This is a genomic window from Streptomyces sp. NPDC024017, from assembly GCF_040638895.1.
In the GTDB taxonomy this organism is placed as follows: Bacteria; Actinomycetota; Actinomycetes; order Streptomycetales; family Streptomycetaceae; genus Streptomyces.
The window spans coordinates 135,970-161,284 of the sequence record NZ_JBEZYZ010000001.1; the positions used below are offsets into that span (position 1 = coordinate 135,970).

At 71.7% G+C, this 25,315-nt stretch carries 27 protein-coding genes and 2 pseudogenes; 14 read left to right on the top strand and 15 right to left on the bottom strand.

The annotated features are described in order from the left end of the window. Positions 1-3 precede the first annotated feature (3 nt). The 3 genes from AB0G20_RS00595 to AB0G20_RS00605 form a co-directional block, all read right to left on the bottom strand. Positions 4-183: a hypothetical protein gene (locus AB0G20_RS00595; protein ID WP_361293619.1), complete on the bottom strand. Its 180-nt coding sequence runs from the start codon at positions 181-183 to the stop codon at positions 4-6. A 72-nt stretch (positions 184-255) separates the two neighbouring features. Then, entirely contained in the window at positions 256-975 is a 720-nt protein-coding gene (gene npdG / locus AB0G20_RS00600) for an NADPH-dependent F420 reductase (RefSeq protein WP_361293622.1), read from the bottom strand. Between the two features lie 38 nt (positions 976-1,013). Further along, positions 1,014-2,087 carry a sialidase family protein gene (locus tag AB0G20_RS00605; RefSeq protein ID WP_361293625.1) on the bottom strand — a complete coding sequence of 358 codons (1,074 nt, stop codon included), beginning with the start codon at positions 2,085-2,087 and terminating at the stop codon, positions 1,014-1,016. Positions 2,088-2,205: 118 nt separating this feature from the next. Between AB0G20_RS00605 and AB0G20_RS00610 the strand changes: the two genes are divergently transcribed. Continuing rightward, the gene (locus tag AB0G20_RS00610) at positions 2,206-2,808 is read left to right on the top strand and encodes a hypothetical protein (protein WP_361293628.1); all 603 of its coding nucleotides are present in this window, start codon (positions 2,206-2,208) and stop codon (positions 2,806-2,808) included. A gap of 86 nt (positions 2,809-2,894) precedes the next feature. On the opposite strand, the gene AB0G20_RS00615 is transcribed toward AB0G20_RS00610, so the two are convergent. Then, on the bottom strand, positions 2,895-3,128 hold the full coding sequence (locus AB0G20_RS00615; RefSeq protein ID WP_361293631.1) for a hypothetical protein: 234 nt from the start codon (positions 3,126-3,128) through the stop codon (positions 2,895-2,897). Between the two features lie 58 nt (positions 3,129-3,186). Between AB0G20_RS00615 and map the strand changes: the two genes are divergently transcribed. After that, positions 3,187-4,044, top strand: coding sequence for a type I methionyl aminopeptidase (gene map, locus AB0G20_RS00620; RefSeq protein ID WP_361293634.1), 858 nt, complete (start codon positions 3,187-3,189; stop codon positions 4,042-4,044). A 103-nt stretch (positions 4,045-4,147) separates the two neighbouring features. After that, positions 4,148-4,795 carry a biliverdin-producing heme oxygenase gene (locus tag AB0G20_RS00625; RefSeq protein ID WP_361293637.1) on the top strand — a complete coding sequence of 216 codons (648 nt, stop codon included), beginning with the start codon at positions 4,148-4,150 and terminating at the stop codon, positions 4,793-4,795. 72 nt (positions 4,796-4,867) lie between these two features. Here the strand turns inward: AB0G20_RS00625 and AB0G20_RS00630 are convergent, their stop codons facing one another. Together AB0G20_RS00630 and AB0G20_RS00635 are read right to left on the bottom strand one after the other, a co-directional pair. After that, positions 4,868-5,077: a hypothetical protein gene (locus tag AB0G20_RS00630; protein ID WP_097216267.1), complete on the bottom strand. Its 210-nt coding sequence runs from the start codon at positions 5,075-5,077 to the stop codon at positions 4,868-4,870. Between the two features lie 98 nt (positions 5,078-5,175). Continuing rightward, positions 5,176-5,820, bottom strand: coding sequence for a PhzF family phenazine biosynthesis protein (locus tag AB0G20_RS00635; protein WP_361293640.1), 645 nt, complete (start codon positions 5,818-5,820; stop codon positions 5,176-5,178). 183 nt (positions 5,821-6,003) lie between these two features. Here AB0G20_RS00635 and efeO point away from each other — a divergent pair, with 183 nt between their 5' ends. From efeO to AB0G20_RS00655, 4 genes are all read left to right on the top strand, one after another. After that, positions 6,004-7,152 carry an iron uptake system protein EfeO gene (gene efeO / locus AB0G20_RS00640; RefSeq protein WP_361293643.1) on the top strand — a complete coding sequence of 383 codons (1,149 nt, stop codon included), beginning with the start codon at positions 6,004-6,006 and terminating at the stop codon, positions 7,150-7,152. An 11-nt stretch (positions 7,153-7,163) separates the two neighbouring features. Further along, the gene (efeB, locus tag AB0G20_RS00645) at positions 7,164-8,399 is read left to right on the top strand and encodes an iron uptake transporter deferrochelatase/peroxidase subunit (RefSeq protein WP_361293646.1); all 1,236 of its coding nucleotides are present in this window, start codon (positions 7,164-7,166) and stop codon (positions 8,397-8,399) included. A gap of 4 nt (positions 8,400-8,403) precedes the next feature. Beyond that, the gene (gene efeU, locus AB0G20_RS00650; protein ID WP_361293649.1) at positions 8,404-9,240 is read left to right on the top strand and encodes an iron uptake transporter permease EfeU; all 837 of its coding nucleotides are present in this window, start codon (positions 8,404-8,406) and stop codon (positions 9,238-9,240) included. Between the two features lie 128 nt (positions 9,241-9,368). Next, on the top strand, positions 9,369-10,361 hold the full coding sequence (locus AB0G20_RS00655; RefSeq protein ID WP_361293652.1) for a hypothetical protein: 993 nt from the start codon (positions 9,369-9,371) through the stop codon (positions 10,359-10,361). A 33-nt stretch (positions 10,362-10,394) separates the two neighbouring features. On the opposite strand, the gene AB0G20_RS00660 is transcribed toward AB0G20_RS00655, so the two are convergent. Beyond that, positions 10,395-11,132, bottom strand: coding sequence for a bifunctional DNA primase/polymerase (locus AB0G20_RS00660; protein WP_361293655.1), 738 nt, complete (start codon positions 11,130-11,132; stop codon positions 10,395-10,397). Between the two features lie 208 nt (positions 11,133-11,340). Between AB0G20_RS00660 and AB0G20_RS00665 the strand changes: the two genes are divergently transcribed. Beyond that, positions 11,341-12,198, top strand: coding sequence for a glycerophosphodiester phosphodiesterase (locus AB0G20_RS00665; protein WP_361293658.1), 858 nt, complete (start codon positions 11,341-11,343; stop codon positions 12,196-12,198). Here AB0G20_RS00665 and AB0G20_RS00670 read toward each other — a convergent pair. Beyond that, positions 12,177-12,818 carry a TetR/AcrR family transcriptional regulator gene (locus AB0G20_RS00670; RefSeq protein ID WP_361293661.1) on the bottom strand — a complete coding sequence of 214 codons (642 nt, stop codon included), beginning with the start codon at positions 12,816-12,818 and terminating at the stop codon, positions 12,177-12,179. The genes AB0G20_RS00665 and AB0G20_RS00670 overlap by 22 nt on opposite strands. Before the next feature lie 108 nt (positions 12,819-12,926). Here AB0G20_RS00670 and AB0G20_RS00675 point away from each other — a divergent pair, with 108 nt between their 5' ends. Both AB0G20_RS00675 and AB0G20_RS00680 read left to right on the top strand, forming a co-directional pair. Then, the gene (locus tag AB0G20_RS00675; RefSeq protein ID WP_361293663.1) at positions 12,927-13,136 is read left to right on the top strand and encodes a DUF6243 family protein; all 210 of its coding nucleotides are present in this window, start codon (positions 12,927-12,929) and stop codon (positions 13,134-13,136) included. 132 nt (positions 13,137-13,268) lie between these two features. Next, entirely contained in the window at positions 13,269-14,636 is a 1,368-nt protein-coding gene (locus tag AB0G20_RS00680; protein WP_361293666.1) for a S28 family serine protease, read from the top strand. A 7-nt stretch (positions 14,637-14,643) separates the two neighbouring features. Here the strand turns inward: AB0G20_RS00680 and AB0G20_RS00685 are convergent, their stop codons facing one another. The 3 genes from AB0G20_RS00685 to AB0G20_RS00695 form a co-directional block, all read right to left on the bottom strand. Then, a complete protein-coding gene (locus AB0G20_RS00685) occupies positions 14,644-15,627 on the bottom strand; it encodes a small ribosomal subunit Rsm22 family protein (RefSeq protein ID WP_361293669.1) in 984 nt (327 codons plus the stop codon). Between the two features lie 586 nt (positions 15,628-16,213). Continuing rightward, on the bottom strand, positions 16,214-17,389 hold the full coding sequence (locus AB0G20_RS00690; protein ID WP_361293672.1) for a serine hydrolase domain-containing protein: 1,176 nt from the start codon (positions 17,387-17,389) through the stop codon (positions 16,214-16,216). Then, the gene (locus AB0G20_RS00695; RefSeq protein ID WP_361293675.1) at positions 17,332-18,639 is read right to left on the bottom strand and encodes a multidrug effflux MFS transporter; all 1,308 of its coding nucleotides are present in this window, start codon (positions 18,637-18,639) and stop codon (positions 17,332-17,334) included. Before AB0G20_RS00695 ends, AB0G20_RS00690 begins: the two co-directional genes overlap by 58 nt. A 97-nt stretch (positions 18,640-18,736) precedes the next feature. On the opposite strand from AB0G20_RS00695, the gene AB0G20_RS00700 reads away from it, so the two are divergent. After that, on the top strand, positions 18,737-19,759 hold the full coding sequence (locus AB0G20_RS00700; RefSeq protein ID WP_361293678.1) for a Gfo/Idh/MocA family oxidoreductase: 1,023 nt from the start codon (positions 18,737-18,739) through the stop codon (positions 19,757-19,759). Between the two features lie 50 nt (positions 19,760-19,809). Further along, complete coding sequence (locus tag AB0G20_RS00705; RefSeq protein ID WP_361293681.1) at positions 19,810-20,568, top strand: SDR family oxidoreductase; 759 nt, start codon at positions 19,810-19,812, stop codon at positions 20,566-20,568. 262 nt (positions 20,569-20,830) lie between these two features. Here AB0G20_RS00705 and AB0G20_RS00710 read toward each other — a convergent pair whose 3' ends face one another. Both AB0G20_RS00710 and AB0G20_RS00715 read right to left on the bottom strand, forming a co-directional pair. Then, on the bottom strand, positions 20,831-21,817 hold the full coding sequence (locus AB0G20_RS00710) for an aldo/keto reductase (RefSeq protein ID WP_361293684.1): 987 nt from the start codon (positions 21,815-21,817) through the stop codon (positions 20,831-20,833). Between the two features lie 59 nt (positions 21,818-21,876). Continuing rightward, the gene (locus AB0G20_RS00715; protein WP_361293687.1) at positions 21,877-22,203 is read right to left on the bottom strand and encodes a nuclear transport factor 2 family protein; all 327 of its coding nucleotides are present in this window, start codon (positions 22,201-22,203) and stop codon (positions 21,877-21,879) included. Positions 22,204-22,374: 171 nt separating this feature from the next. Here AB0G20_RS00715 and AB0G20_RS00720 point away from each other — a divergent pair, with 171 nt between their 5' ends. Beyond that, complete coding sequence (locus tag AB0G20_RS00720) at positions 22,375-22,932, top strand: DoxX family protein (RefSeq protein WP_361293690.1); 558 nt, start codon at positions 22,375-22,377, stop codon at positions 22,930-22,932. 48 nt (positions 22,933-22,980) lie between these two features. Continuing rightward, positions 22,981-23,319 (top strand): MazG-like family protein, encoded by a 339-nt coding sequence (locus AB0G20_RS00725; RefSeq protein WP_361293693.1) that lies wholly within the window; start codon positions 22,981-22,983, stop codon positions 23,317-23,319. A 138-nt stretch (positions 23,320-23,457) separates the two neighbouring features. Here the strand turns inward: AB0G20_RS00725 and AB0G20_RS00730 are convergent. Beyond that, positions 23,458-23,775, bottom strand: a pseudogene (locus tag AB0G20_RS00730) (ATP-dependent helicase); the annotation flags it as partial. 1 nt (position 23,776) lies between these two features. Continuing rightward, a pseudogene (locus tag AB0G20_RS00735) lies at positions 23,777-24,789 on the bottom strand (phage resistance protein); the annotation flags it as partial. Between the last annotated feature and the right edge of the window lie 526 nt (positions 24,790-25,315).

Genomic DNA, 25,315 nt, shown 5'->3' on the forward strand with positions numbered 1-25,315 from the left:
AGGTCAGCCGGTGACGGACTTCCGCTGCCTGGCGCGCTTGACGTAGTACCAGCACATGTTGGACGACAGGCCCGCCAGCAGCACCCACACGATCCCCAGGAAGCTGCCCCGCGTGAACGAGACGACGGCGGCGGCCACGGAGAGGACGCAGACGATCAAAGCGTAGAGGCCGAGGCGGGGCATGAGGGTGACTCCTGTCGGGGGACACTGCGGCACTGCTGGTGCCGTCCAGTGTCCCCCATGGAGCTCACCGGCTCACACGTCGGTGACGCGGAGCCCGGCGTGCGCCTTGTACCGGCGGTTGACGGAGATCAGGTTCGCCACCAGCGACTCCACCTGGTGGGCGTTGCGCAGCCGCCCGGCGAAGATGCCGCGCATGCCGGGGATGCGGCCGGCCAGGGCCTGGACGATCTCGACGTCCGCCCGCACTTCACCGAGCACCATCACGTCGGTGTCGATCTCGTCGATCTCCGGGTCCTGGAGCAGCACGGCCGACAGGTGGTGGAAGGCGGCCGTGACCCGGGAGTCCGGCAGCAGGGCGGCGGCCTGCTCGGCGGCGCTGCCCTCCTCCGGCTTGAGGGCGTAGGCGCCCTTCTTGTCGAAGCCGAGCGGGTTGACGCAGTCGACGACGAGCTTGCCGGCCAGTTCCTCGCGCAGGGATTCGAGGGTCTTGCCGTGGCCGTCCCACGGCACGGCGACGATCACGATGTCGCTGCGGCGCGCGGTCTCGGCGTTGTCGGCGCCCTCGACCCCGTGGCCGAGTTCCTCGGCGGCTGCCTGGGCACGGTCGGCGGCCCGCGAGCCGATGATCACCTTCTGGCCGGCCTTGGCGAGCCGGTAGGCCAGGCCCTTGCCCTGCGGCCCGGTCCCGCCGAGCACCCCGACCACGAGTCCGGAGACGTCGGGCAGGTCCCAGGGGTCCTTGGCGGGCGCCTTCCGGGCGTTGGCGGTGGCAGCACTGTCGGTAGAGGTCATGGCCCCGACTCTACGACCGCGGCGGCGCCCCCCACGGCTCAGGTCAGCTCCGTCACGGGCACCCGCCGGAAGGTGATCGTCTCGTAGGCGCCGAAGTCGCCGGTCTCGTACAGCAGGCCCACGGTGTCCGCGTCGATCCGTACGAGGTCCGAGTACGCGGCGGGCAGGCCGTCCACCGTGCACGCCGGGCGCCAGGTGGTGCCGCCGTCGGTGGAGGCGCGGATCGTCATCAGGGCTCGGAAGCCGGGGTCGGCGGGGCCGGAGTACAGGAGCAGGTCGGGGTCGCGGAGCTGGAGGACGGCGGCCTCGCAGACCGGGGCGACGAGAGCGGCCTGCGGGCGGAAGGGCTTGACCAGGGTCTGGCCGCCGTCGGCCGAGTGGGCGTCGGCGCGGGTGCCGGGCGAGGGGGAGTCGTTGCGGGTGTTGAAGTAGACGCGGCCGTCGGGGAGTTCGGCGGCGGTGGTCTCGTTGGCGTTGATGTAGCCGTCGGTGTGGTCGTCGACGTAGCCGATCCGCCAGGTCGCGCCCGCGTCGTCGCTGAGCAGGCAGTGGCCGCCGTTGTACCTGCCCTCGGTGCCGTTGTCGGTGCCGGTGGGCGGCAGGGAGTGGTTGGCGGGGACGACGATCCTGCCGGTGCTCAGCTGGATCGCGTGGCCGGGGGTGGTGGCGTACCAGCGCCATTCGGGCCGCTTGGTCTCCTGGGTGATCTCCTTCGGGGCCGACCAGGTGCGGCCCTCGTCGTCGCTGTGCTGCACCCAGACGCGGCGCCCGTCCGCCGCGCTCACCTTGCCGCGCCGGATGGCGTCCTCGGTGGCGAGGGCCGCGTTGCGCACGTGCACGAGGAGGACGCGGCCGGTGTCGAGGACGACCGGGGCGGGGTTGCCGGCGAGGGCGTCGCCGTTGCGCGCGGCGACCTGGAGCGGCCCCCAGGTGCGGCCGCCGTCCGTGGAGCGTTTCAGTACGACGTCGATGTTCCCGAAGTCGTCCCGGGAGCCGACCCGGCCCTCGCAGAAGGCGAGCAGGTCACCGGCGCCGGTGGCGACGACGGCGGGGATACGGAAGCTGGCGTACCCCTCCTGTGCGGCGCGGAAGGGGACGCTGGTCTCGGTCATCGGCGGGTTCCTCCGGTCGTTCGACGGCGGTACGGGTGACCGGTCGGCCTACCCAGCCCGGGCGAATGCGTGGTGAACTCCACGTCACGAGTGACCGTTCGGGGCAGGATGCGGTCCCATGGATGCGGTACGGGTCGCGCTGCTGCGGGAAGTGCTCGCCGGGACGGAGTGGCTGGGGGCCACGAGGCGGTTCGCCGGGGCGCTGCGCGGCTCGGTGGTGTCGCACGGGGGCGGGCTGCTGCTCGTCGGCACGCCGGAGTACGAGCCGTGGCACCTCGCCGCGCATCTGGTGGACGAGGCCGCCTGGTCGGGCACTCCGGAGCTGGCCCCGACGCTGGTACGGCACGGCGCGCGCCCCTCGGACCCGGCGCATCTGGCGGTCGGTCTGGGACGGCTGGAGGCGGCCCGGCGGGGCGAGACGCTGCTGGTGGTCGCTCCGGAGGGGCCTGCCGCACCGCTCCTGGAACGGGTGTCCGACGCCCGCCGTGCCGGCGCGACGGTCCTGACCCTCGGCCCCGGCCAGGGCGAGCTGCCGTCCATGGCGCACGAGGCCCTGGCCGTCCCCGACGGCTCGGAGCTGGACCTCGACACGGTGCAGCACCTGGTCAGCGCGGCGGCCGGGGAGAACGCCCTGCCGGCCCCGCGGGGGCGGCGTCGCCTCCGGGACCGGGTGGCGCGGCTGGCGGAGCACCTGACGGCACCGCCACCGGCCCGCTGGTGACCTCGGGGCGTCCCGCTGTGAGCCGAGGCGCCCTGAATCACGCATGCCCTGGGCCGCGGCTGCCACGGCCCAGGGCGGGGGTCAGATCAGTGCTCGTCGTCCCGGCTGCCCGCCGGGGCGTCGTGCCACTTGGGGTCGTTCTCCCACTGAAGGTTGCGCTCTCGGGCGGTCGCCATCGCGTGTTCGGCCTCCGTGCGGGAGGCGTACGGCCCGAACCGGTCCTTGTTGGGGCACTCGGGCCCCTCCTCGACCTTCTTGTGCTCCAGGCAGTAGTACCACTCACCCGGCTTGCCGACCGTGCGCTTCTTGAACAGGGCCATGACCAGCTCCTCTCGCCATCGACATGTTCCCCCGTGGCCGCTGGTTAGACTCGCTGGCATGTCTGGCCAGTCGCTGCTCGTCCCAGGGGAGCTGTCCCCCACCCGTTCCGTGCCCGGAAACATCCGCCGTCCCGAGTACGTCGGCAAACCCGCGCCGACGCCGTACACCGGACCGGAGGTGCAGACGCCCGAGACCATCGAGGCGATGCGCCTGGCCGGCCGGATCGCGGCCCGGGCGATGGCGGAGGCCGCGAAGCTGATCGCCCCCGGGGTGACCACGGACGAGCTGGACAGGGTCGCGCACGAGTACATGTGCGACCACGGCGCCTACCCCTCGACCCTGGGCTACCGCGGCTTCCCGAAGTCGCTGTGCACGAGCGTCAACGAGGTCATCTGCCACGGCATCCCGGACTCGACGGTCCTGCGCGACGGCGACATCGTCAATCTCGACGTGACGGCGTACATCGGTGGGGTGCACGGCGACAACAACGCCACCTACCTGGTGGGGGACGTCGACGAGCAGTCGCGGCTGCTGGTGGAGCGGACCCGGGAGTCCCTCGACCGGGCGATCAAGGCGGTCAAGCCGGGCCGGCAGATCAACATCATCGGCCGGGTCATCGAGTCGTACGCCAAGCGCTTCGGCTACGGAGTGGTCCGGGACTTCACCGGGCACGGCATCAACTCGTCGTTCCACTCGGGCCTGATCATCCCGCACTACGACAGCCCGCACGCGACGACGGTCATCCAGCCCGGCATGACGTTCACGATCGAGCCGATGCTGACGCTCGGCACGCACGAGTACGACACGTGGGACGACGGCTGGACGGTCGTCACGAAGGACCGGAAGCGGACGGCCCAGTTCGAGCACACGCTGGTGGTGACGGACACGGGCGCGGAGATCCTCACGCTGCCCTAGCCCCCGCCCACACACCGCCGAACGGCCCGCTCTCCCCGGAGGGCGGGCCGCTCTTTTTCGGGAGTGAGGTTTTTACCGACAGCTCGTCGGGAAAAGTGTCGCCATGGAATCCTTCTCGACGCTCCTTCGGACCGCGTCTCGTGAGCAGCACGAGCAGGTCAGGGGCTCGACCTTCATCGGCGACCTGCTGGGACACAAACTGGGAGTCGACGCATTCGCGCGCTACACGGAGCAGCTGTGGTTCGTGTACGGCGCGCTGGAGTCCGGCGCCCGGCACCTGGCGGCGGACCCGGTGGCCGGCCCCTTCGTCCGTCCGGAGCTGTTCCGCATGACGGCGCTGGAGCAGGACCTGGAGTATCTGCGCGGCCCCGGCTGGCGGACGACGGTCAGCGCGCTGCCGGCCACCCTGGAGTACGCGGACCGGATCACGGCATGCGCCCGCACCTGGCCGGCCGGGTACGTCGCCCACCACTACACGCGCTACCTCGGCGACCTCTCCGGCGGGCAGATCATCCGCGACACGGCCGAGAAGACGTGGGGTTTCCCGAAGAAGGGCGACGGGGTCCGCTTCTACGTCTTCGAGGAGATCCCCAACCCGGCCGCCTTCAAGCGGACTTACTGCGAGCTGCTGGACGCGGTGCCCGGTGACGAGCTGGAGCGGCAGCGGATCGTGGCCGAGTGCAAGCGGGCGTACGAGCTGAACAACGGGATGTTCGAGGCACTGGGCGGGGAATTCCCCCTGACGGCGTGAACGGGCGGGGCCCCCTCGCGCGCGGCGAGGGGGCCCCGGTTCCGGCTCGGGAGAGAGCCGGGCCGGTCCTGCTCAGATGTCGAACGGACCGTTGTGGCAGACGGCCCCGCCCCACTCGATCTCGGCGGTCTCGGCCTCGAGCTCACCGAAGTACGGGCTGCACGCCACGTGGTGGTCGTTGCGGTACTCCTGACCGTCGTCGTCGGCGGAGGCCGCCGCCGCACCGGTGGCGGACAGGGCGGCGGTCAGGGCGACGACGGCCAGAGCGGATCGAATGCGCATGAGATTCCTCTCGCGGTGGTGCTTGGTCACGCCCAGAGGTCCCCGTTCACCACCGCGCACACACGCTGTTCCACCCGTACGGACGCGCTCCGACCGGGTCAGCGCTCCAGGTGGACCCGTCCGCCGACCTCGGTCCACCCGCCCGGCTGGGGTGCGGTCAGGATCTGGGAGCCCGCTCCCTGGGTGATGTTGAGGGCCCGGCCCAGCCGGTCGGTGAGCAGCAGGGCCGCGGCCCCGGTCGCCTCGTCCTCGTCGATGCCGTCGCCCCGGCCGGGGAAGGCCCGGGCCCGGATCCGCCCGGCGGGCTCGTCCTCCCACGCCCAGGCGTACACCCACTCCCCCGGCGGCGGCACGGCCAGGTCGTCGACCTCGGCGGCGCTGCCGTACTGCCGCAGCGTCCGCGGCGGCACCCACTCCGCCCGGGCCTCGATCCAGCAGAACTCCCCGTCCTGCCGGGCGCCGACCACCCCCGCGGGCGTGACCAGCTCGGGCACGTCGAGCAGCCACGCCGCCCCGACACAGGGATGCCCGGCGAAGGGCAGCCGCAGCGTGGGCGTGTAGATGTCGATCACTCCGCGCTCGGGGTCGTCTACGAACACGGTCTCGCTGAACCCGACCTTCGCAGCGAACGCCTGCCGCTCACCCTGCTCGGGCATCACGGACCCCTCGCGCACGACACCGAGCTCGTTGCCGTACCCACCGTTCGGCCCGCAGAAGACGCGGAGCACGTCGTAGTCAGTCACGTGGTGCATTCAAACATCGCCCGGACGGTCGAGGCACCGCAGGCGAGGTGGGGCATCCACGAGATCCCGAGATACCACCTTTGACCTTCCTTTGACTCGATCATGACGGCGATTTTTAGTCACTTAAGCCATCCTTATGTGCTGTCTTAGGTGAGCCTCACCTTCCTCTCCCCTGGAGCCTTCATGCGACCCGCCCGCCCTGCTTCCGTCGTCATCGTCGCCGCGGCGGCCCTGGCCGCTGTCACCGGCTGCACCGAGAAGAGCGACGCGAAGGACGGCGACCACGTGATCAACGTGACGGCGACGGACGACAAGTGCCAGGTGTCGAAGAAGGAGTTCCCGGCCGGGCACGTCGAACTGGCCGTCGAGAACAAGGGCTCCAAGGTCACCGAGGTCTACGTCCTCTTCCCCGACGACCGCGTGGTCACCGAGCGGGAGAACATAGGCCCCGGCACCAAGCAGCGGGTCACCGCCGAGGTGAAGGCCGGCGACTACCAGATCGCCTGCAAGCCCGGTATGAAGGGCGACGGCATCCGCCAGGCCGTCAAGGCCACCGGCGGCAAGGCCGTCAAGCGCGACCCGCGCCTGGACAAGGCCGTCGCGGCCTACCGCGCCTACGTCCAGCAGCAGGCCGACGAGACGCTGCCGAAGGCCGAGGTCTTCGCCAAGGCCGTCAAGGACGGCGACATCGAGGCGGCCAAGAAGGCCTACGCCCCCTCCCGCATCGGCTGGGAGCGCACCGAGCCGGTCGCCGAGTCGTTCGGCGACATCGACCCCAAGGTCGACGTCCGCGAGGACGGCCTGGAGGACGGCCAGGACCCGGCCACCGACTGGACGGGCTGGCACCGCCTGGAGAAGGCCCTGTGGCAGGACAAGAAGATCGGCGACCGCGAGAAGGACCTCGCCGACCTGCTGATCAAGGACCTGAAGGACTGGCAGAACCGGGTCGGCAAGGCGGAGATCACCCCGACCTCCATGGCCAACGGCGCCAAGGAACTCCTCGACGAGGTCGCCACCGGCAAGGTCACCGGCGAGGAGGAGCGCTACTCGCACACCGACCTGGTCGACTTCAAGGCCAACGTCGAGGGCGCGCAGAAGTCGTACGACCTGCTGAAGCCGGTCGCGAAGGAGAACGACGCGGCCCTCGTCACCGAACTCGACGAGCAGTTCGCGGCCCTGGACAAGCTGCTCGACCAATACCGCCCGAACACGACGTCGTACGACTTCACCTCCTACGACAAGGTCGGCAAGGCCGACCGCAAGGAGCTCTCGGACGCGGTCAACGCCCTGGCGGAGCCGCTGTCGAAGCTCGCCGCGGCCGTGGTGAAGTAGCGGGGGCCACGATGACGGACACCGACTCCCCTTCCCCCAGCCGCCGTTCCCTGCTCGGATGGGGCGGCGCGGGTCTGGCACTCGGCGCGGCCGCGGCGGGCGGCGCGGTGGCGATGGCCCGCACCGAGGACGACACCGAACCGGCCGGCTCGGCGATCGCCTTCCACGGCCCGCACCAGGCGGGCATCGCCACCCCGGTGCAGGACCGCCTGCACTTCGCCGCGTTCGACGTGACGACCGATGACCGGGACGCCTTCGTCCGGTTGCTGAAGGACTGGACGGAGGCCGCCCGGCGCATGACGGCCGGGCACGCCGTCGGCGAGGGCGCCTACGGCGGCCTGGCCGAGGCGCCCCCGGACGACACGGGTGAGGCGCTGGGCCTGAAGCCCTCCCGTCTGACCCTCACGATCGGCTTCGGCCCCACCCTGTTCGAGAAGTTCGGCCTGACGGACCGCCGCCCGGAGGCCCTGGTCGATCTGCCGAAGTTCGCGGGCGACAACCTGGACAAGAACCGCAGCGGCGGCGACCTGTGCATCCAGGCCTGCGCCGACGACCCCCAGGTCGCGGTCCACGCGGTGCGCAACCTGGCCCGCATCGGCTTCGGCAAGGTCGTCATCCGCTGGTCGCAGCTCGGCTTCGGCAAGACGTCGTCGACGACGCCCGAGGCGCAGACGCCGCGCAACCTGATGGGCTTCAAGGACGGCACCCGCAACATCGCGGGCACGGAGACGGACCGCCTGAAGAAGTTCGTCTGGGTGGGCGAGAAGGACGACCCGGCCTGGATGCGGGGCGGTTCCTACCTCGTCGCCCGCCGCATCCGCATGCACATCGAGACCTGGGACCGCACCTCGCTGCAGGAGCAGGAGGACATCTTCGGCCGCGACAAGGGCGAGGGCGCCCCGGTCGGCAAGGCCAAGGAGCGCGACGAGCCGTTCCTGAAGGCGATGAAGCCCGACGCGCACGTCCGGCTCGCGCACCCCGACACCAACCACGGGGCGACGATCCTGCGCCGCGGCTACTCCTTCACCGACGGCACGGACGGCCTCGGCCGCCTGGACGCGGGCCTGTTCTTCCTGGCCTACCAGCGCGACGTCCGCAAGGGCTTCATCCCCATCCAGCGCAGCCTGGCCGCGGACGCGCTCAACGAGTACATCCAGCACGTGGGTTCGGCGCTCTTCGCCGTCCCGCCCGGCGTCCGCGACAAGGACGACTGGTGGGGCCGGACGCTGTTCTCGAAGGAGGCCTGAGCCGGTGTTCTCCAACTACCTGATCGGTCTGCGCGAGGGCCTGGAGGCGAGCCTCGTCGTCTGCATCCTCATCGCCTACCTGGTCAAGACGGACCGCAGGGACGCCCTGAAGCCGATCTGGACCGGCATCGGCGTGGCGGTGGCCCTCGCGTTCGGCTTCGGCTGCGCCCTCGAATTCGGCTCCCAGGAGCTGACGTTCCAGGCGCAGGAGGCGCTCGGCGGCTCCCTGTCGATCCTCGCGGTCGGCCTGGTGACGTGGATGGTGTTCTGGATGCGCCGCACGGCCCGCCACCTCAAGTCGGAGCTGCACGGCAGGCTGGACGCGGCGCTCGCCATGGGCACGGGCGCGCTGGTCGCGACGGCGTTCCTCGCGGTGGGCCGCGAGGGCCTGGAGACGGCCCTGTTCGTCTGGGCCTCGGTCCACGCGGCGAGCGACGGCACGCCGCGACCGCTGCTGGGCGTCGCGCTGGGCCTGCTGACGGCGGTCCTCCTGGGCTGGCTGTTCTACCGGGGCGCGCTGCGCATCAACCTGGCGAAGTTCTTCACGTGGACCGGCGGCATGCTGGTGGTCGTCGCGGCCGGCGTCCTGGCCTACGGCTTCCACGACCTCCAGGAGGCCGACTTCCTGCCCGGCCTCACCGACAAGGCCTTCGACATCTCCGGCACGATCCCCCCGGACAGCTGGTACGGCACGCTCCTGAAGGGCATCTTCAACTTCCAGCCCGACCCCACCACCCTTCAAGTGGCGGTATGGCTCCTGTACTTGATCCCGACCCTGGCTCTGTTCCTCGCCCCGGGCCGCACCACCGCCACGACAACACCGGTGCGCGACAAGGTGTGACAACGCACGGCTGTTGACGCAGATTGCCCGAAGCCGAGCGGAAGCGCCCGCACTCACCCCACCCCCGCCCGACCGCCGGAGGCACCCGGTAGGGTTCGCCTCCGGAAAGGGGAAGGTGAAGGTACCCGATGAGCAGGGATCGCGACCCTCGAACGCTCCGCAGGCCCGCCCGGAGCGCCCTCATAGCAACCTCGGCGACCGCTTTGTCGCTGACGGCCAGTGGATGCGTCGTCGTGCACGGCGAACGGGAGATCCTCCCGTCCACGACCCGCGCCGAAGCCGCCGAGGCCCTCCAGGAGTTCACGACCGCGTACAACGAGGCCGACAAGGCCTACGACGGCACCCTGGACGCCGACCACACCACCGGCGCCCTCGCCGACATCGACTCGGCCCGCCTCAAGGCCGGGAAGGTGAACAACCCGGACGGCAACCCGAGCCACACCCCGCTGAAACTGACGGACGCGAAGTTCACGATCCCCAAGAAGGCCGGCTGGCCCCGCTGGTTCGTCGTCGACGCGGCCGGCAACAAGGGCGGCACCGCCCGCTGGCTGCTGGCGTTCACCCGCAGCAGCCTGGACGACCCGTTCCAGGTGGCGTACCTGACGCTCGTCGCCCCGGGCAAGGTCCCGCAGTTCAAGAAGGACGCCGACGGCTGGGCCGAGTCCGTCCCCGTGAACTCCACCGACCTGGCCACCGACCCGGGCGACCTGAGCCGGACCTACGCGACGTACCTGAAGAGCGGCGGAGAGGCCTTCACGGACGGCGCCCACACCAGCCAGTGGCGTGCCCTGCGCGAGAAGAACGGCAAGAAGCCGGGCATGGTCACCCAGTACATCGACGAGCCGCTGACGAACGGCGACTACGCACCGCTGGCGCTGCGCACGGCCGACGGCGGTGCACTGGTGTTCTTCACCACTCGGCACTACGAGAAGCAGACGGCCCACGCGGGCACGTCCGTCCCCGAGCCGAACAAGGACGTCCTCGCCCTGACGAAGGGCGAGATCAAGCAGTCCCTCACGATGGAGTTCGTCTCCAACGAGGTGGCGCTGGACCCCAAGGGCCAGGGCAAGGTGACGATCCTGGGCAGGATCCAGGGCATGACGTCGGCGGAGGGCTCGTAGACCCGGCCCTCACGGCACGGTCGCCGACAGGCCTCAGTGCCGCAGCGGCCAGCCCGCTCCGGCGGCCTGGTCGGCGTCCTCACCGACGTAGCGCCCGCAGACCTCCGTGAGCACCTCCAGCAGGGTCAGCGGATCCGGCAGCGCGTGCTCGGGCCCGCGCACCCACCGCACCGCCTGGTCCTCACCGGGCAGCCGCGCCGGCGGTACGAGGACGTAGGAGCCGCGGCAGTGCCAGCGCAGCCCGGGGTGCTCGTCCGCCGTCTCGGGGTGGCAGTCCAGTTCGCACGGCCACCACTCGTCCTCGTCCTCGGGCGTACCGCGGGTGAGCGTGAAGAAGAGGAGGCGGCCGTCGTCGCTCTCGGCGACCGGCCCGACCTCGATGCCCTCGGAGAGCAGCCGCTCCAACGCGTCGCGACCGGCGTCGAGGGGCACGTCGAGGACGTCGTGCACCATGCCGGTCGCGGTGATGAAGTTGGCCTGCGGCTGATGGCGGGCCCAGCGCTCGATCTGGGAGCGGTCGGTGGTCGACTGCGTCTGCCAGGCGAAGGACACCGGGTGCCGGGCTGGGGTGGGACAGCCGACCCGGTCGCAGGAGCAGCGGTATCCGGACGGGTGGGCCGCGGGCGCGAGGGGCAGTCCCGCGTCGGCGGCGGCGAGCAGCAGGGCCTCACGACCGCCGTCCCCGGCGGTCTCCTTCGGCCGGCGCCCCGCGCGCAGCCACTGGGTGAGTTTGCCCTGCAGGCCGGTCCGGTCGCCGAACTCCGCGCTCATCTATCCCCTCGCCTCGCCGTCGTGCGGAACAGCATGCCTCATGGTCCCATCTTCCCGCGCACCGGGGGGCCAGTGCCCACATCCGGGACAGGGAGGACGCAACGTACACCGGGCGTCCGATGGGAGGAGAAACGGCGAGCCCCACTCTCCCCCATGATCGGGTGTCATTGCCCGCTTTGCCATGACATGGCGCCCTACCGTGGTCGGCATGGTCACATGGATCGCGCTGACGGGACTGGCCTCCGTGGCTTCCGTGGTCTCGCTGACCCTCACGGGACCCGGTGGCCGTGCACCGGCCCCGCTGGAGTGGGGCGCGGGTCCGCTGACCGTGGCCGCCCTGCCCCGGATCACCTACGTCGCGCACCGCGGCGGCGCCCGTGAGGTCCCCGAGAACAGCATGGCGGGGCTGACGACCGCCTACGAGCGCGGGACGGCGCAGGTGCTGGACTTCGACACGCGGCTGCTGCGCGACGGCACGCCGGTGGTGTTCCACGACGAGACGCTGAACCGCACCACCTACCTGGGCGGTGAGGTGCGGGGCCTGGACGCCCGGGAGTGGCAGGGCGTACGGCTGCGCCCGAAGGACCGGCTCCCGGGGAGCTGGCGGTCGGAGCGGCCGCCGACGGTAGCCGAGGTGCTGGATCGTTTCGGCGGGCGGATCGTGCTGATGCTGGAGGCGAAGGACCCGCGGAGCCTGGACCGGCTGGCCGAGCTGATCCGGGCCCGCGGACTGACCCGCTCGGTGTTCGTGAACTCCAACGACCCCGAGGTGGCCCGGCGCGTCCACCGCCTGGGGCTGCTCTCGCAGTTGTGGCGCTCGGCGCAGCAGTTGCGCACGGACCGCCCGGAGCGCTGGCGGTCGTTCGTGGACCTGCTGGACGTGGACCACCGGGCGCGGGACGTGGATCTGGTGCGGGCGGTGAACTCGGGGATCGCTCGGGTGTGGGCGCACACCGTGGTGTCGGACGCGCAGCGGGACCGGGTGCTGGCGCTGGGCTGCTCCGGCGTGATCACGGACGCGCCGGGGCGCCTGGCCCGGGCCGCTCAGCGCGGGGCCAGGCCGTGAAGGGCGTAGTCGACGAGGGTGTCGGTGTACTCGTGGGAGATCGGGCCGGTGTGCTGGAGCCAGCGCTGGGCGAGCGGGGAGATGAAGAACTCCAGGGCGATGCGCGGGTCGATCTCGGGCCGGACCTGGCCGGCCTCCTGCGCGGCGCGCAGCCGGCCGATGTAGAGGTCGAGTGAGGGCTGCATCAGCTTGGCCACGAGCTCGCGCCCGAGCTGCTCGTTGACGACGCCCTCGGCGGCCAGCGCGCGCGAGGGCGCCTCGAACCTCGGGTCGCGCAGTTCGTCGACGGTGGCGCGCAGGACGGCCTTGAGGTCGGCGGCGAGGTCGCCGGTGTCCGGGAAGGTGTACGGCTTCGGTCCGGCCTCCGGCACGGACTGATCGGCCAGGTCGAGGAACGCCTCCATCAGGACGTCCGCCTTGGACGACCACCACCGGTAGATCGTCTGCTTGCCGACACCGGCGCGGGCGGCGATGCCCTCGATGGTGGTCTTCGGGTAGCCCACCTCGACGACGAGCGCGAGGGCGGCGTCGTAGATGGCGCGGCGGGACTTCTCGCTGCGCCGGGTGGAGTCGGGGGCGGGCTTTCCGGGGGCGGGCTGGGCTGATTTCTGGGCGGCCATGACTTGAATTTATCAGGTTGACAAGACGGAGCGTCTCGCGGACAGTGGAGCGGTACGCACGAGACGAACCGTCTCGTCGCGGAACAGGAATCAGGGAAGGAGCCCGGGATGACCCGAGGCGGAGCCGGAAACATGCTGGGTGTCGGCGGATCGCGCAGCAACCTCGGCCGCAGGGCGCTGCGCGGCGGCGGCCAGGGCGGCCGGATCGGCGGCGGTCTCGACCCGCAGGCCCAGAAGCGCGAACTGCTGCGCAAGCTCCAGGAGAAACGACAGCAGCGGGAAGCACAGGAGGGAGGCACGGCGGGCGAGGCGTCGTGAGCCTCCCCCGCGCGAGGGAGAGCGGACCCCCGCGCGCGGGATCCTCCCGGGCTGTCCGGCGGATGTACTGAGGCGGTCGCGGCAAGCGACCGGTGAACACCCGCCCCACGGACACCCGGGAGGACTCGGCTCATGACCGTATGGACCAGACGACGGCTGCTCACCTCGGCGGCCACGGCCGTCTCGGCGGCGGGCCTCGCCACCACGGCGGCCCGACCCGCGCGAGCGGCGTCAGCGACTGCCCGCCCCGGGGACACCGACGTGGCCGGCGCCTTGCGGGCCCTGCCCGGACTGCGCCTGATCGAGGAGCGGCAGGACGCCGATGCGGGGTACCGGCATTTCGTCCTGGGCCTGCGGCAGCCGGTCGACCACACGAACCCGGACGCCGGCACCTTCGAGCAGCGCCTCACCCTGCTCCACACCGCCGCCGACCGCCCCACCGTGCTGTTCAGCACGGGCTACCAGGCGGTCCTCACCCCACGGCGGACCGAACCGGCGGTCCTGCTCGGCGCCAACCAACTCCAGGTCGAACACCGCTACTTCGGGATTTCGCGCCCCGCGGACCCCGGCTACGCCCACCTCACCATCCGCCAGGCCGCCGACGACCACCACCGCGTCGTCCGGCTCTTCCGCCGGCTCTACCCCGGCGCGTGGATCTCCACCGGCGGCAGCAAGGGCGGGATGGCGAGCGTCTACCACCGCCGTTTCCATCCCCATGACGTGACCGGCACAGTGGTCTACTCGGCCCCGAACAACGTCGACGACCGCGACGACTCCGCGTATCTCCGTTTCCTGGAGACGGTCGGCACCCCCGACGCCCGGGAGGCCCTGAAGGCGGCCCAGCGGGCGATCCTGCAGCGCCGTAGCGAGATGGTCGCCCGCTACGAGGCCTGGGCGGCCGCCGACGGCGACACCTTCCGGCTCGTCGGCAGCGCCGACAAGGCGCTCGAAATCGCCGTCCTGCGCGCGCCGTTCATGTTCTGGCAGCGCGGCACACCGGCCGACGTCGCCGCGATCCCCGGACCCGGGGCGACGGCCGACGAGCTGTACACCTGGCTGGACGACACGGCGGGCCTGGCGCTGTACGCCGACACGACCGCCCGGCACTACATCCCGTACTGGTACCAGATCGGCACCCAGCTCGGTTACGGCAGCTTCCCCACCGCCCACCTCACCGACCTGCTCCGCCACCCCGGAGCCGCCGAGCCGCGCAGTTTCGTCCCACGGGACATCCCCCTGCGCTTCGACCGCGCCGCCATGCCCGACATCGACCGCTGGGTCCGCCGGCGCGGCAGCCGGATGCTGTTCGTCCACGGCACCCAGGACCCGTCCGTGGCCGAGCACTTCCGCCCAGGGGGGCCGGACTCACGGGTGCTGTGGGTGCCAGGCGGGAATCACGGCGTCGACATCGCGGACCTGTCCCCCGCCGACCGGACGGCGGCGGAGGACACGCTGGTCCGCTGGGCGGGTCAGGAGTACTTCACGCACACGCGTACCTGACAGAAGATCAGGAGGGCGGCCAGGCGTCTCCCCAGTCGGCGTCCCGCGCGGCCTTGTACAGGTCGCCGTGGCGTTTGGTGACGGTGTCGCGGCGCAGGGACGGTTCGGTCTCGCACAGGTCGAGGAGGACCTGGCCCTTGCGGATCTGAGGGCGCCGGACGATGCGGGAAGGAGCCGGTTCGACGGGGAAGCGGGCGGCGGCGACGTAGGCGAACTTCTCGTCCTCGTAGGCGAGGGAGCCGCCCTTGACCTGGCGGTGCAGGGAGGAACGGCTGACCCGCGCGGAGAAGTGGCACCAGTCCGTGCCGGGAGTGATGGGGCAGGCGGCGCTGTGGGGGCAGGGGGCGGCGATGCGGAAACCGGCGGTGATCAGCCGGTCGCGGGCCTCGATGAGGCGGGCGTAGCCGTCGGGGGTGCCGGGTTCGACGATCACGACGGCCCGGGCGGCGGCCGCGGCGGCGTCGACGAGGGCGGTGCGGTCGGCGGCGGTCAGCTCGTTGAGGACGTAGGAGACGGTGACGAGGTCCGTGTCCTCGAGGGCGAGCGCCGCTCCGATCCGGGAGCGCTGCCAGCGGACGTCCGTCAGCTCCGGGTTGGCCGCGGCGATCTCACGCCCCAGGGCGAGCGCGGGCTCGGACCAGTCGAGCACGGTGACGGGCCGCTGCCCGCCCCAGACCGCGCTCACGGCCCAGGCCGCCGCGCCCGTGCCCCCGCCGAGGTCGGTGTGCCCGCCCGGCACCCACTCGGGTGCGGCATCCGCGAACGCCTCCAGCGCGGAGCGCACGGCCTCGAAGGTCGCGGGCATCCGGTAAGCGGCGTAGGCGGCGACGTCGGCCCGGTCCCGGAGGATGGGAGCGTCGGTCGGGGTGGCCCCCCGGTAGCTGGCGATCAGCCGCTCGACCGCCTGCGAGGCCTGCCGGGGCGGCAGCCCGTCGAGCAGACCGGCGAGGGCGGCACGGAGGTTTTCGGCCGGGGGTGCGGGGGCGTTCACCCGGCGATTCTACGAGGCGGGCCGGGGCGGCTGCCGCGCTCGCCCGGGGGATCCCCGCCCGGGCTCCCCGACCACCGGCCGACCACGCTGGCGCCACGCCCCCGGGCCGGGACCGGCAGAGCCGGGCCGCTCGCGACCGGGCCAGCGCGAGAGGGCGCGAACGCCCACGCGGAACCCGTCGAGGCCTCCCTGCGAGATCCCCGCCCGGGCCCCCGACCACCGGACCAACCGCGCCCGCGCCACCCGCCCCGCCCCGGACCCGGACCGGCCGGGCTCCCCCGGGGCCGCCCGCGACTGCCACCGCGAGAGAGCACGAACGCCCACGCCGAGGCCCATCGAAGCCGCCGGGCGACCACCGCACCCGACCGGCGAGATCCCCGCCCGAAATCCCGACCACCGGCCGACAACGCCGAAGCCACCCGCCCCGCCCCGGCCCGGAACCGGCACAGCTCCCCCCTCCCCCCGCCGTTCCACCGCGAGAGGGCACGAACGCCCACCCACGAGGCCCGGTCGAGGTCGTGAGGTTCAGGGCGTCATCCTCGCCCGGACGCCCCCGGCTCACCCCTCACCTGAGCCCCTGAAGAGGTCACCGCACCGCCCGGGCCACCCGGGACGCCGCTGCCGCCCTCGGGGCGCTGTCCGGGCGGCGGCGGATCGGATGGACCGCGTTCGTGAGGAGGATCAGGAACGTGTCCGTGGCCGGGTCGAGGACGAGGGACGTGCCGGTGAAGCCCGTGTGGCCCGCCGCGCCGCCGCCCGCCAGGTCGCCCATGAACCACGGCTGGTCGAGGGAGAAGCCGAGGCCCGGCGGGGTGAAGAGGAGCTCGACGAAGTCGGGGCCGAGGATTCGGGCGGGGCCGTAGGAACCGCCGGCGAGGAGGGTGCGGCAGAACACCGCGAGATCCCGGCCGGTGGAGAACAGGCCCGCGTGCCCGGCCACGCCCCCGAGTGCCCAGGCGTTCTCGTCGTGGACCTCGCCCCGCAGCATCCCCCGGTCCGCCTTGGCCCACGGCCGGCGCTGGTCCTCCGTCGCCGCGGCGTCCGGGCACGGCCCGAAGTCCGTCGCGGTCATGCCCAGCGGCCGGGTGATGCCGTCGTGGACGAGGACGTCGAGCGTGCGGCCGGTGATGCGTTCCAGGACGTACTGGAGGAGGAGCATGTTGAGGTCGGAGTAGCAGTACGTGCCCGGCGCCCCGACCGGCGGCTCCGTCTGGAGCGCCGCCAGCCGCTGCGCGTCGTCGGCGCAGTCGTACAGCGGGAGTTCGGGCCGCAGCCCGGAGGTGTGGGTGAGCAGCTGCCGCACGGTGATGCCGTGCCGCGCGGCCGCCGTGAAGTCGGGCAGATACGCCCCGACCCTCGCGTCGATGCCGAGCGTGCCACGTTCGATCTGCTGCACGGCGGCCACGGCCGTGAACAGTTTCGTGAGGGACGCCAGGTCGAAGGGCGTGCCGACGGTCATCGGGACCCGGTCCTCGGGGGGCAGTTCCACCCCGACGTCGGTGTCGGGGTCGTAGGCCGCGTAGCGGACGGCCCAGCCCGCCGCCTCCTCGACCGCGATCACCGGGCCGCGTCCCACGACCAGGACGGCGCCCGGCGCCCAGGGGCGCTGCCCGGTGGTGAGGACGTGGACCTCCCGGACGAGGTGCCGCAGTTCCGCGGGGTCGAGTCCGGCCCGCTCCGGCGTGCCGTCGCGCAGTCTGGCGCTCAGCTGACTGCTCCCTCCACGCTCGGGCGGCTGCTCTCCTTCTTCCAAGGTCGGCACATTCCCATGAAGCAGGCCAGTGCCACCAGTGCGGCGGCCAGTTGGACGACGGCCATCGGGAGGGCGGTGTCCTCCCCGGCGACGCCGACGAGCGGGGAGGCGATCGCGCCGATGAGGAAGGAGGACGTGCCGAGCAGCGCCGACGCGGAGCCGGCGGCGTGCTTGGTGCGCATCAGGGCGAGGGCCTGGGTGTTGGGCAGGGTGATGCCCATCGCGGACATCAGCACGAACAGCGCGACGGCGACGGGCGCCAGACCGACCTCGCCGAAGACGCCGAGGGACATCAGCAGCAACGCGGTCGCGGCGGTGATGACGATCGCGAGGCCGATGCCCAGCACCCGGTCCAGGCTGACCCGGCCGACCAGGACCTTGCCGTTGATCTGGCCGACGATGACCAGCCCGACGGAGTTGACGCCGAACAGCAGGCTGAACGTCTGCGGGGAGGCGCCGTAGATCTCCTGGATGACGAACGGGGACGCCGAGATGTAGGCGAACAGCGCGGCGAAGGCGAAACCGCCGGTGAGGGTGTAGCCGGCGAAGGACCGGTCGGCGAGCAGACCGCGCATCGAGCGCAGGGCCTCGCCGACGCCGCCGCTGTGCCGCTCGGCGGGCGCCAGGGTCTCGGGCAGTCGGAACCAGACCAGGGCCCCGATCAGCACGCCGATGACCGTGAGGACGGCGAACACACCCCGCCAGTCCGTGACCCGCAGGACCTGCCCGCCGATGAGCGGCGCCACGATCGGGGCGACCCCGGAGATCAGCATGAGGGTGGAGAAGAAGCGGGCCATGGCCATGCCGTCGTAGAGATCGCGGACGACCGCCCGGGCGATGACGATGGCGGCGGCGCCCGCGAGGCCCTGGGCCAGCCGGAAGGCCACCAGGAGCTCGACGGTGGGGGCGAGGGCGCACAGGACGGTGGCGACGACGAAGACGGCGAGCCCGGCGAGCAGCGGGCGGCGGCGCCCCCACCGGTCGCTCATCGGCCCGACCACGAGCTGCCCGAGTGCCATGCCGGCCAGGCACGCGGTGAGCGTGAGCTGGACGGTCGCGGCGGGCGCGTGCAGGGAACGGGTGACCTCCGGCAGGGACGGGAGGTACATGTCCATCGCCAGCGGAGGCACGGCGGTCAGGCTTCCGAGGAGGAAGGTGACCAGGAGCCCGGTGCGGCGGTGCGGCGTGCGGTCGGGCCGCTCCGTCCCGGCTGCGGCCCCCTGCGCGGTGTTCGATATGGACGCCCCACCCTCGGGCATGAGTCCCTCCCTTTGCGAGTCGATCGCCACCTATGCTCTCAGCTCGTACGGACTGCTCGTACGGACTGCTCGGGTCACGAGGTGGAGGCGGGGCGCAATGACGGCGGACACGGTGCGGTGGGGGATCCTGGCGACCGGCGGGATCGCGGGCGCGTTCACCGCGGATCTGATCGACCTGCCGGACGCGGAGGTCGTGGCGGTGGCGTCGCGTTCGGAGGCCTCGGCGAAGACGTTCGCGGAGCGGTTCGGGATACCCCGGGCCTACGGCGACTGGAACGCGCTCGCGCAGGACGAGGACATCGATGTCGTCTACGTCGCCACCCCGCACACGGCGCACCGGACCGCCGCCGGTCTGTGTCTCGCGGCCGGGCGGCACGTGCTGTGCGAGAAGCCCTTCACGCTGAACGTGCGCGAGGCGGAGGAACTCGTCGCGCTGGCGCGGGAGCACGGGCGCTTCCTGATGGAAGCGATGTGGATGTACTGCAACCCGCTGGTACGGCGGCTGAAGGCGATGGTCGACGACGGGGCGATCGGCGAGGTGCGCAGCGTCCAGGCCGACTTCGGGCTGGCCGGCCCGTTCCCGCCCTCGCACCGGCTGCGGAACCCGGAGCTGGGTGGCGGCGCGCTGCTCGATCTGGGCGTGTATCCGGTGTCGTTCGCGCAGTTGCTGCTCGGGGAGCCGTCGGACATCACGGCGCGAGCGGTGCTCTCCGAGGAGGGCGTCGATCTCCAGACGGCAGCGGTGCTCTCGTGGGAGAGCGGCGCTCTCGGTTCGGTGCACTGCTCCATCGTGGGCGGTACGGCGACCTCCGCCTCGGTCACCGGCTCCCAGGGCCGTATCGACATCCCGCACGGGTTCTTCTTCCCGGACCGTTTCGTCCTGCACCGGGACGGCCGTGACGCCGAGGAATTCGCGGCGGACCCGGCCGACGGGCCGCGCAACAGCCTGCGGCACGAGGCGGCCGAGGTGATGCGGGCCGTGCGCGCCGGTGAGACCGAGTCCCCGCTGGTCCCGCTCGACGGCACGCTCGCCGTGATGCGGACGCTCGACACGATCCGGGACCGGGTCGGCGTCCGCTACCCCGACGAGACGGGCGAGCCAACACTCACGCCGGCCTGAGGCCCTGACCCCGCAGGGAGCATGGGGGTGCTCCCGTACGCTGCGGGCCCATGAATGCCAAGGACAATGCAATCGCGGTGGTGACCGGGGCGGGTTCCGGCATCGGCCGGGCGGTCGCCGTGGAACTGCTGCGCGCGGGCTGGTCGGTGGCGCTGGCCGGCCGACGCGTCGAGACGCTGGAGGAGACGGCGGCCCTGGCGCCCGGGGGCGATTCTCTGGCGGTACGGACGGACGTCTCACGCCCCGAGGACGTCAGCGCCCTCTTCGCCGCCACCGTCGAGCGCTTCGGCCGGGTCGACCTGCTGTTCAACAACGCGGGCACGTTCGGGCCCGGCGGCGTGCCGGTCGAGGAACTGCCCTACGAGGCGTGGCGGCACGTGGTGGACACCAACCTCAACGGGGCGTTCCTGTGCGCGCAGGCGGCGTACCGGCAGATGAAGGAGCAGGACCCGCAGGGCGGCCGGATCATCAACAACGGCTCGATCTCCGCGCACACGCCCCGCCCGCTGTCGGTGGCCTACACGGCGACCAAGCACGCGCTGACCGGCCTGACCAAGTCGCTGTCGCTGGACGGGCGGCCGTACGGGATCGCCGTGGGGCAGATCGACATCGGCAACGCGGCCACCGACATGACGTCCCGTATGCAGACGGGAGCCCTGCAGGCAAACGGGGAAGTCGCCCCGGAACCCGTGATGGACGTCGCGGACGTGGCCCGCACGGTCCGGCACATGGCGGAGCTGCCGCTGGAGGCGAACGTGCAGTTCGCGACCGTACTGGCGACGGCGATGCCGTACGTCGGACGCGGCTGAGCTCGCGGCGGAGTTCGTCAACTCGTCAACCTGCACAAACGGAATAGGAACGTCCGCACCATTGCGGCCGGTAGGGAGCTTATGCTCAAATCTCCTACACGAAAGCTTCACAGTTGGAGCAGAGAGCTTCCGTCGGCCACATCCAAGGGGGGTCGGCAGTCGTTCCACCGCACCGGGTGGGGGTGGATTCCGCGAGGGACCGCGGAGTACGCACCGGTGCGCGTGGAACGACTGCCGCACACGTCAGGAGCCGGATGTGGGATCACCGCCCGAGCAACCGGTCCACCTCTGCGAGTTGCGCGCCGGTCAGGGCCCCCTTCGCCAGCGCCCCCGCGTTCTCCTCCGCCTGGGCGACCGACCGGAAGCCGGGGATGGGAACCGTGCGCGGGCTGCGTGCCCACAACCAGGCCAGGGCGCCCTGGGCGAGCGTACGGCCCCCGCTGGTGAGGACGTCCCTGAGAGCTTCGACGCGGGCGAGCCACTCCGGGTCGGCGCCTGACCCGTCGCCGAAACCCTGCAGCCAGGCCGGGGGCCTGCTGCGGATGTCCCCGGCCTCCAACGGCTGCCGGTCCCGGCGCTTCCCGGTGAGCAGCCCCATGGCGAGCGGACTGCGGTTGATGCTCGCGAGGCCCGCCTCCTCGCACAGCCGGAGCATCGCGGGAGCGTCCTGGAGGACGTTCAGCGCGTGCTGGACGGCGGCGCAGTGCCGGCCCTCGGCGAACACGGCGGCACGCACGGCATCGTCCGTGCTCCACGCGTAGGCCCGTATCAGCCCCTCGCGGACCAGTTCCTCGCACGCGTCCCGGAGCAGGGCGGCCTGCTCGGTGTCCGCGTCGGAGAGATGGAACTGGTAGAGATCCACGTAGTCGGTGCCGAGCCGGGCCAGGGACGCGGTCAGGGCGCGGCGCAGATACGCCGGGGAGTCGTCGCTGCCGGTGAGGGTGCGGGTCTCCTCGTCGAACACGTTGCCCCACTTGGTGGCGACGACGACATCGGCCCTGCGCTTGCCGAGGGCCCGGCCCAGCACCCGTTCGCTGTGCCCGGCGCCGTAGGTGTCGGCGGTGTCGAAGAAGGTGACGCCCAGGTCGAGGGCGCGCCGCACCGCCCGTACCGACTCCTCGTCGTCGACTGTGCCCCAGCCGAGCGGCTGTCCGTCGGCGGCCTGCCATTCACCGCCGATCGCCCAGCAGCCGAAGCCGAGTGCGCTCACCTCGATGCCGCTGCGTCCCAGCAGTCGTGTGGTCTCCATGCCGGGAGAGGCTAGGAGTTGGAGCGCACACGAGGACAAGCCCCTGCGGGAGGCGGGTTTCAGGCCTGCCCGGTCTCGAAGCGCGTGATCCTGCCGTCGTCGTCCACGGTGAAGCTCCACCGGGTGCGCATCTCGCCCCAGGTGTCGTTGCTGTAGCGGGCGAGGAGGGAACGGCCGCCGTTGGACTCGTTGTCGACCTCCATGTGGCCGTGGGAGGAGAAGATCTCCCGGTCCACCCAGTCGGCGAGGTCGCGGTCGGAGCCGTCGTCCGTCATGGTCGCGCCCGGGGCGAGGAGCTCCATGAAGCTCTCGCGGTCGTGGTTGTTCACGGCGGTCACGAAGGCACGGACGGCCGGATCGCTGAGGCGCGTGGTCTGGATCGTCATGCCAGCCAGCCTCGTACCGGCCACCGCCGCACGCCACCCGTGCCACCCGAACGGCGTCCCCGGCCGCTCCGCCAGGTGTAGCCCCGGGTCGCGGGTGCGACGGTGGAACCCGGCGAGAGACGCCCTTCTGTTCCTGCTGCTCTGTTCCTACTGCCCGCTCCGGGAGACGACGTGACGCGTAACGACCGACGTGATCTGGGCCTGCTGCTGCTCCGGCTGGGGGCGGGCGGCGCGCTGGCCGCCCACGGCGCGCAGAAGCTGTTCGGCTGGTTCGGCGGGCACGGCATCGAGGGGACCGGCCAGTTCATGGAGTCCGTCGGCTACGTCCCCGGCAAGGCCAGCGCGACGGCGGCGGGCCTCGCGGAGACCGGCGGCGGCACGCTGCTGGCCCTGGGCCTGGCCACCCCGGCCGCGGGCGCGGCAGCGGCCGGCGCGATGGCCGGAGCGGCGGCGGTGCACGCCCCGAACGGCTTCTTCAACCAGGGCGGCGGCTACGAGTACGCGGCGACGCTGGGCCTGACCGCCGCGGGCCTGGCCGTCACCGGCCCGGGCCGCCTCTCCCTGGACCACCTGCTGGGCCACGCGGTGAACCGCGGCTGGATGATCCCGGCGGCCTTCGCGGCGACGGCGGCGGGCACGGCGGTGGTGGTGGGGGCTCGGGCGAGGCGAATGCGGAAGGCGAAGGAGGGGGAGCAGGAGGCGTTGTTCGAGGAGGAGTTCATGGAGTAGCAGCGGCGGCCGGGGCGTTGTCAGTCCTGCATGACAGGCTGCGCCCCTATGAACGAGCAGACCCCAGCCCCTGAACTCTGGTCCACCATCGACGCCTTGTGGGAGTGGCTCGACACCAACCGCCCCATCGAGGGCCCCGAGGGTGTCCTGCTGCGCATCCTGAAACTGTCCGAGGAGGTCGGGGAGGTCTCCGAGGCCGTGATCGGGGCGACGGGGCAGAACCCGCGCAAGGGGGTCACGCATACGTGGGAGGACGTGGAGGCGGAGTTGTGTGATGTCGCCATCACGGCGTTGATGGCGTTGCGGACGCTTACGCCGGAGGCTCGGGAGGTGTTCGGGGGGCATTTGAGGCGGGTGCGGGAGAGGTCGCTGGGGCCGCAGGGCTGACCGCGGATTCCGGCTGGGAGCGACAGTGCTCAGTCTCCAGCCCGTCAGAAGGCCTCCGGCGGGCAATGATGACGTAGCAGTTGAGGCGGGCGTAACCGGAACAGTGCGGCTCGAAGCAGCCTTGCCTGCTTCTCCGGATCAGCCGTGGATCTGAAAGCGCGCCGGTTCGCCAAGCACCATGCTGGCGCCCTCGAAGTCGGCCAGGCGAGCCGCCACCGTGGCCACGGCAAGGCGTTCCGGGAGGGCGGCGGAGAACTTCAGCCCGCGTACGGCCCGGCGGTCCAGCGCAGGTAGGACGAGGTTCTTTCCGGCACTCTCACGGGCCACACGCACGGCCGCCGGGGTGAGGTTCTCACGCAGGCGCAGCCAGCTGTCGGTGGGCCGTTGCAGGGGGTCGGTGACCGACGGGAGGGTGGCCGCCAGAGTGGCGTTGGCTCGGTAGCCGGCCCAGGTCCACCCGCAGGTCCCGCTGGCGGGCGATGAACGACACGACGGGGATGGCACGACGGGCGTCGCCCCCCTCCACGAAGTTCGTGATCTTGCTGGCCTCCCGCGCCACGAACTTCTGGTCGTGGATGAGGGCGGCGAGCCAGAGGATCTGCTCGTCCATGAACAGGATGAGCCCGTCGTAGCCGAGCGACTTGGCGTGCTCAGCGACGACGGACAAACCGGCGTCCAGGGAGATGAAGCCGTGTTCGTCCTCGGCGGCGTTCCTGGTGAAGCCGGGAAGGAGATTGGTACCGGCGTCGTTGACGAGCTTGGCCCGCAGCTCGGCCGGGGTGGAGGGGTTAGTGAGGTTGAGCGCGGTGCCCGCCTCGTGGTTCTCCTCGGCGGCGAGCGCGGTGTCCAGGAGCTGCGGGGTCCAGGCGAAGCCCTCGCCCCACTCGTCCTCGTCATCGTCGTCCACGCCGGTGCCGAGCCCCCGGATGACGGCCTCATCGCCCATGTTGGCCCGCATGGCGCGGATGTCCGCGAAGAGGGAGTCGGTCCGGTAGACCTGCGGAGTCGGGGCGTCCGGGTGCAGCTTCTTGACGTGGTGCACGTACCCGCCGAGGACGCGCTGCTCCAGGGCCTTCGCACCGAGCATGTGGTACGGCACGAGCAGGAACTTCTTGCCGTCCGTGCTCAGCCACTCGTGCTTGTCAGCACCGGGTCGAACTCGCTGCGGGAGCGGGCGACTGCATTGCCGCTGAGCAGTGCGTACAGGACGGCCATGAAGTGCGACTTACCGGAACCGAACGAGCCGTGCAGATACGCCGCCTTGGATCGGTGCCCGTCCAGCGCGGACTTGACGAGGGCCAGCGCCTCGTCAAAGTTCTCCAGCAGCCGCTCGGTGACGACATAATCCTTTAGTGCGTGCTGGGCACCTTCGCCTGTCGTCGCCTCGGCAAGGGACAGCACGAAGTCCGAGGTGGAGATGGATTCCTTCATGTCGATGACATCGCGGAGGAGGGGCGGCTGCTGGGCCATTGCCGGTCACGCTCTCCATCTGGTGGCCTCCGCCACCGCTCGTCCTCAATCGGCGGGATGTCCGCCGGCCGACCGACGACGGTGAAGCCGACCGGCCGCAGCGAGGGCGGGCCGCTGCCCACCCGCGCCGGGAGCGTCCGGCCGCCGGGCAGGCGGTTACTCCCCCCTGCGCCGTACACCCGCCTTCATACCGATCGATCAACCGCGGCCCTCAGTAGGTGTTCTTGAAGGTGGGTGAGACGGACCGGTCTGTCGCTTGCGATCACACCGGTCGTCTCATGCAGCACCGCGTTGCCGGTCTCTCGGGTGTAGGTCCCGAACAACGTCTGGTTCTGGCTGTCGGTTCGATGTGGACGCACTGCGGCTCGGTCTGGCCGACGTAGTGCTGATACAGCTCGGCTGGATCGGTGCATTCGATGATGCGGACGCTCACGATGAACCCCGCCCGGGGGAGTCTGCGGTGACGGAGCGACGTGCATGTGACGCCGCGCGCGGGATGCTCTCCGAGTCGCTTACGGAGGAGCTG

Coding starts and splice junctions, on each gene's coding strand:
- AB0G20_RS00595 (WP_361293619.1), bottom strand. CDS start 183: ATGCCCCGCCTCGGCCTCTACGCTTTGATCGTCTGCGTCCTCTCCGTG.
- npdG (WP_361293622.1), bottom strand. CDS start 975: ATGACCTCTACCGACAGTGCTGCCACCGCCAACGCCCGGAAGGCGCCC.
- AB0G20_RS00605 (WP_361293625.1), bottom strand. CDS start 2,087: ATGACCGAGACCAGCGTCCCCTTCCGCGCCGCACAGGAGGGGTACGCC.
- AB0G20_RS00610 (WP_361293628.1), top strand. CDS start 2,206: ATGGATGCGGTACGGGTCGCGCTGCTGCGGGAAGTGCTCGCCGGGACG.
- AB0G20_RS00615 (WP_361293631.1), bottom strand. CDS start 3,128: ATGGCCCTGTTCAAGAAGCGCACGGTCGGCAAGCCGGGTGAGTGGTAC.
- map (WP_361293634.1), top strand. CDS start 3,187: ATGTCTGGCCAGTCGCTGCTCGTCCCAGGGGAGCTGTCCCCCACCCGT.
- AB0G20_RS00625 (WP_361293637.1), top strand. CDS start 4,148: ATGGAATCCTTCTCGACGCTCCTTCGGACCGCGTCTCGTGAGCAGCAC.
- AB0G20_RS00630 (WP_097216267.1), bottom strand. CDS start 5,077: ATGCGCATTCGATCCGCTCTGGCCGTCGTCGCCCTGACCGCCGCCCTG.
- efeO (WP_361293643.1), top strand. CDS start 6,004: ATGCGACCCGCCCGCCCTGCTTCCGTCGTCATCGTCGCCGCGGCGGCC.
- efeB (WP_361293646.1), top strand. CDS start 7,164: ATGACGGACACCGACTCCCCTTCCCCCAGCCGCCGTTCCCTGCTCGGA.
- AB0G20_RS00655 (WP_361293652.1), top strand. CDS start 9,369: ATGAGCAGGGATCGCGACCCTCGAACGCTCCGCAGGCCCGCCCGGAGC.
- AB0G20_RS00660 (WP_361293655.1), bottom strand. CDS start 11,132: ATGAGCGCGGAGTTCGGCGACCGGACCGGCCTGCAGGGCAAACTCACC.
- AB0G20_RS00665 (WP_361293658.1), top strand. CDS start 11,341: ATGGTCACATGGATCGCGCTGACGGGACTGGCCTCCGTGGCTTCCGTG.
- AB0G20_RS00670 (WP_361293661.1), bottom strand. CDS start 12,818: ATGGCCGCCCAGAAATCAGCCCAGCCCGCCCCCGGAAAGCCCGCCCCC.
- AB0G20_RS00675 (WP_361293663.1), top strand. CDS start 12,927: ATGACCCGAGGCGGAGCCGGAAACATGCTGGGTGTCGGCGGATCGCGC.
- AB0G20_RS00680 (WP_361293666.1), top strand. CDS start 13,269: ATGACCGTATGGACCAGACGACGGCTGCTCACCTCGGCGGCCACGGCC.
- AB0G20_RS00695 (WP_361293675.1), bottom strand. CDS start 18,639: ATGCCCGAGGGTGGGGCGTCCATATCGAACACCGCGCAGGGGGCCGCA.
- AB0G20_RS00700 (WP_361293678.1), top strand. CDS start 18,737: ATGACGGCGGACACGGTGCGGTGGGGGATCCTGGCGACCGGCGGGATC.
- AB0G20_RS00705 (WP_361293681.1), top strand. CDS start 19,810: ATGAATGCCAAGGACAATGCAATCGCGGTGGTGACCGGGGCGGGTTCC.
- AB0G20_RS00710 (WP_361293684.1), bottom strand. CDS start 21,817: ATGGAGACCACACGACTGCTGGGACGCAGCGGCATCGAGGTGAGCGCA.
- AB0G20_RS00715 (WP_361293687.1), bottom strand. CDS start 22,203: ATGACGATCCAGACCACGCGCCTCAGCGATCCGGCCGTCCGTGCCTTC.
- AB0G20_RS00725 (WP_361293693.1), top strand. CDS start 22,981: ATGAACGAGCAGACCCCAGCCCCTGAACTCTGGTCCACCATCGACGCC.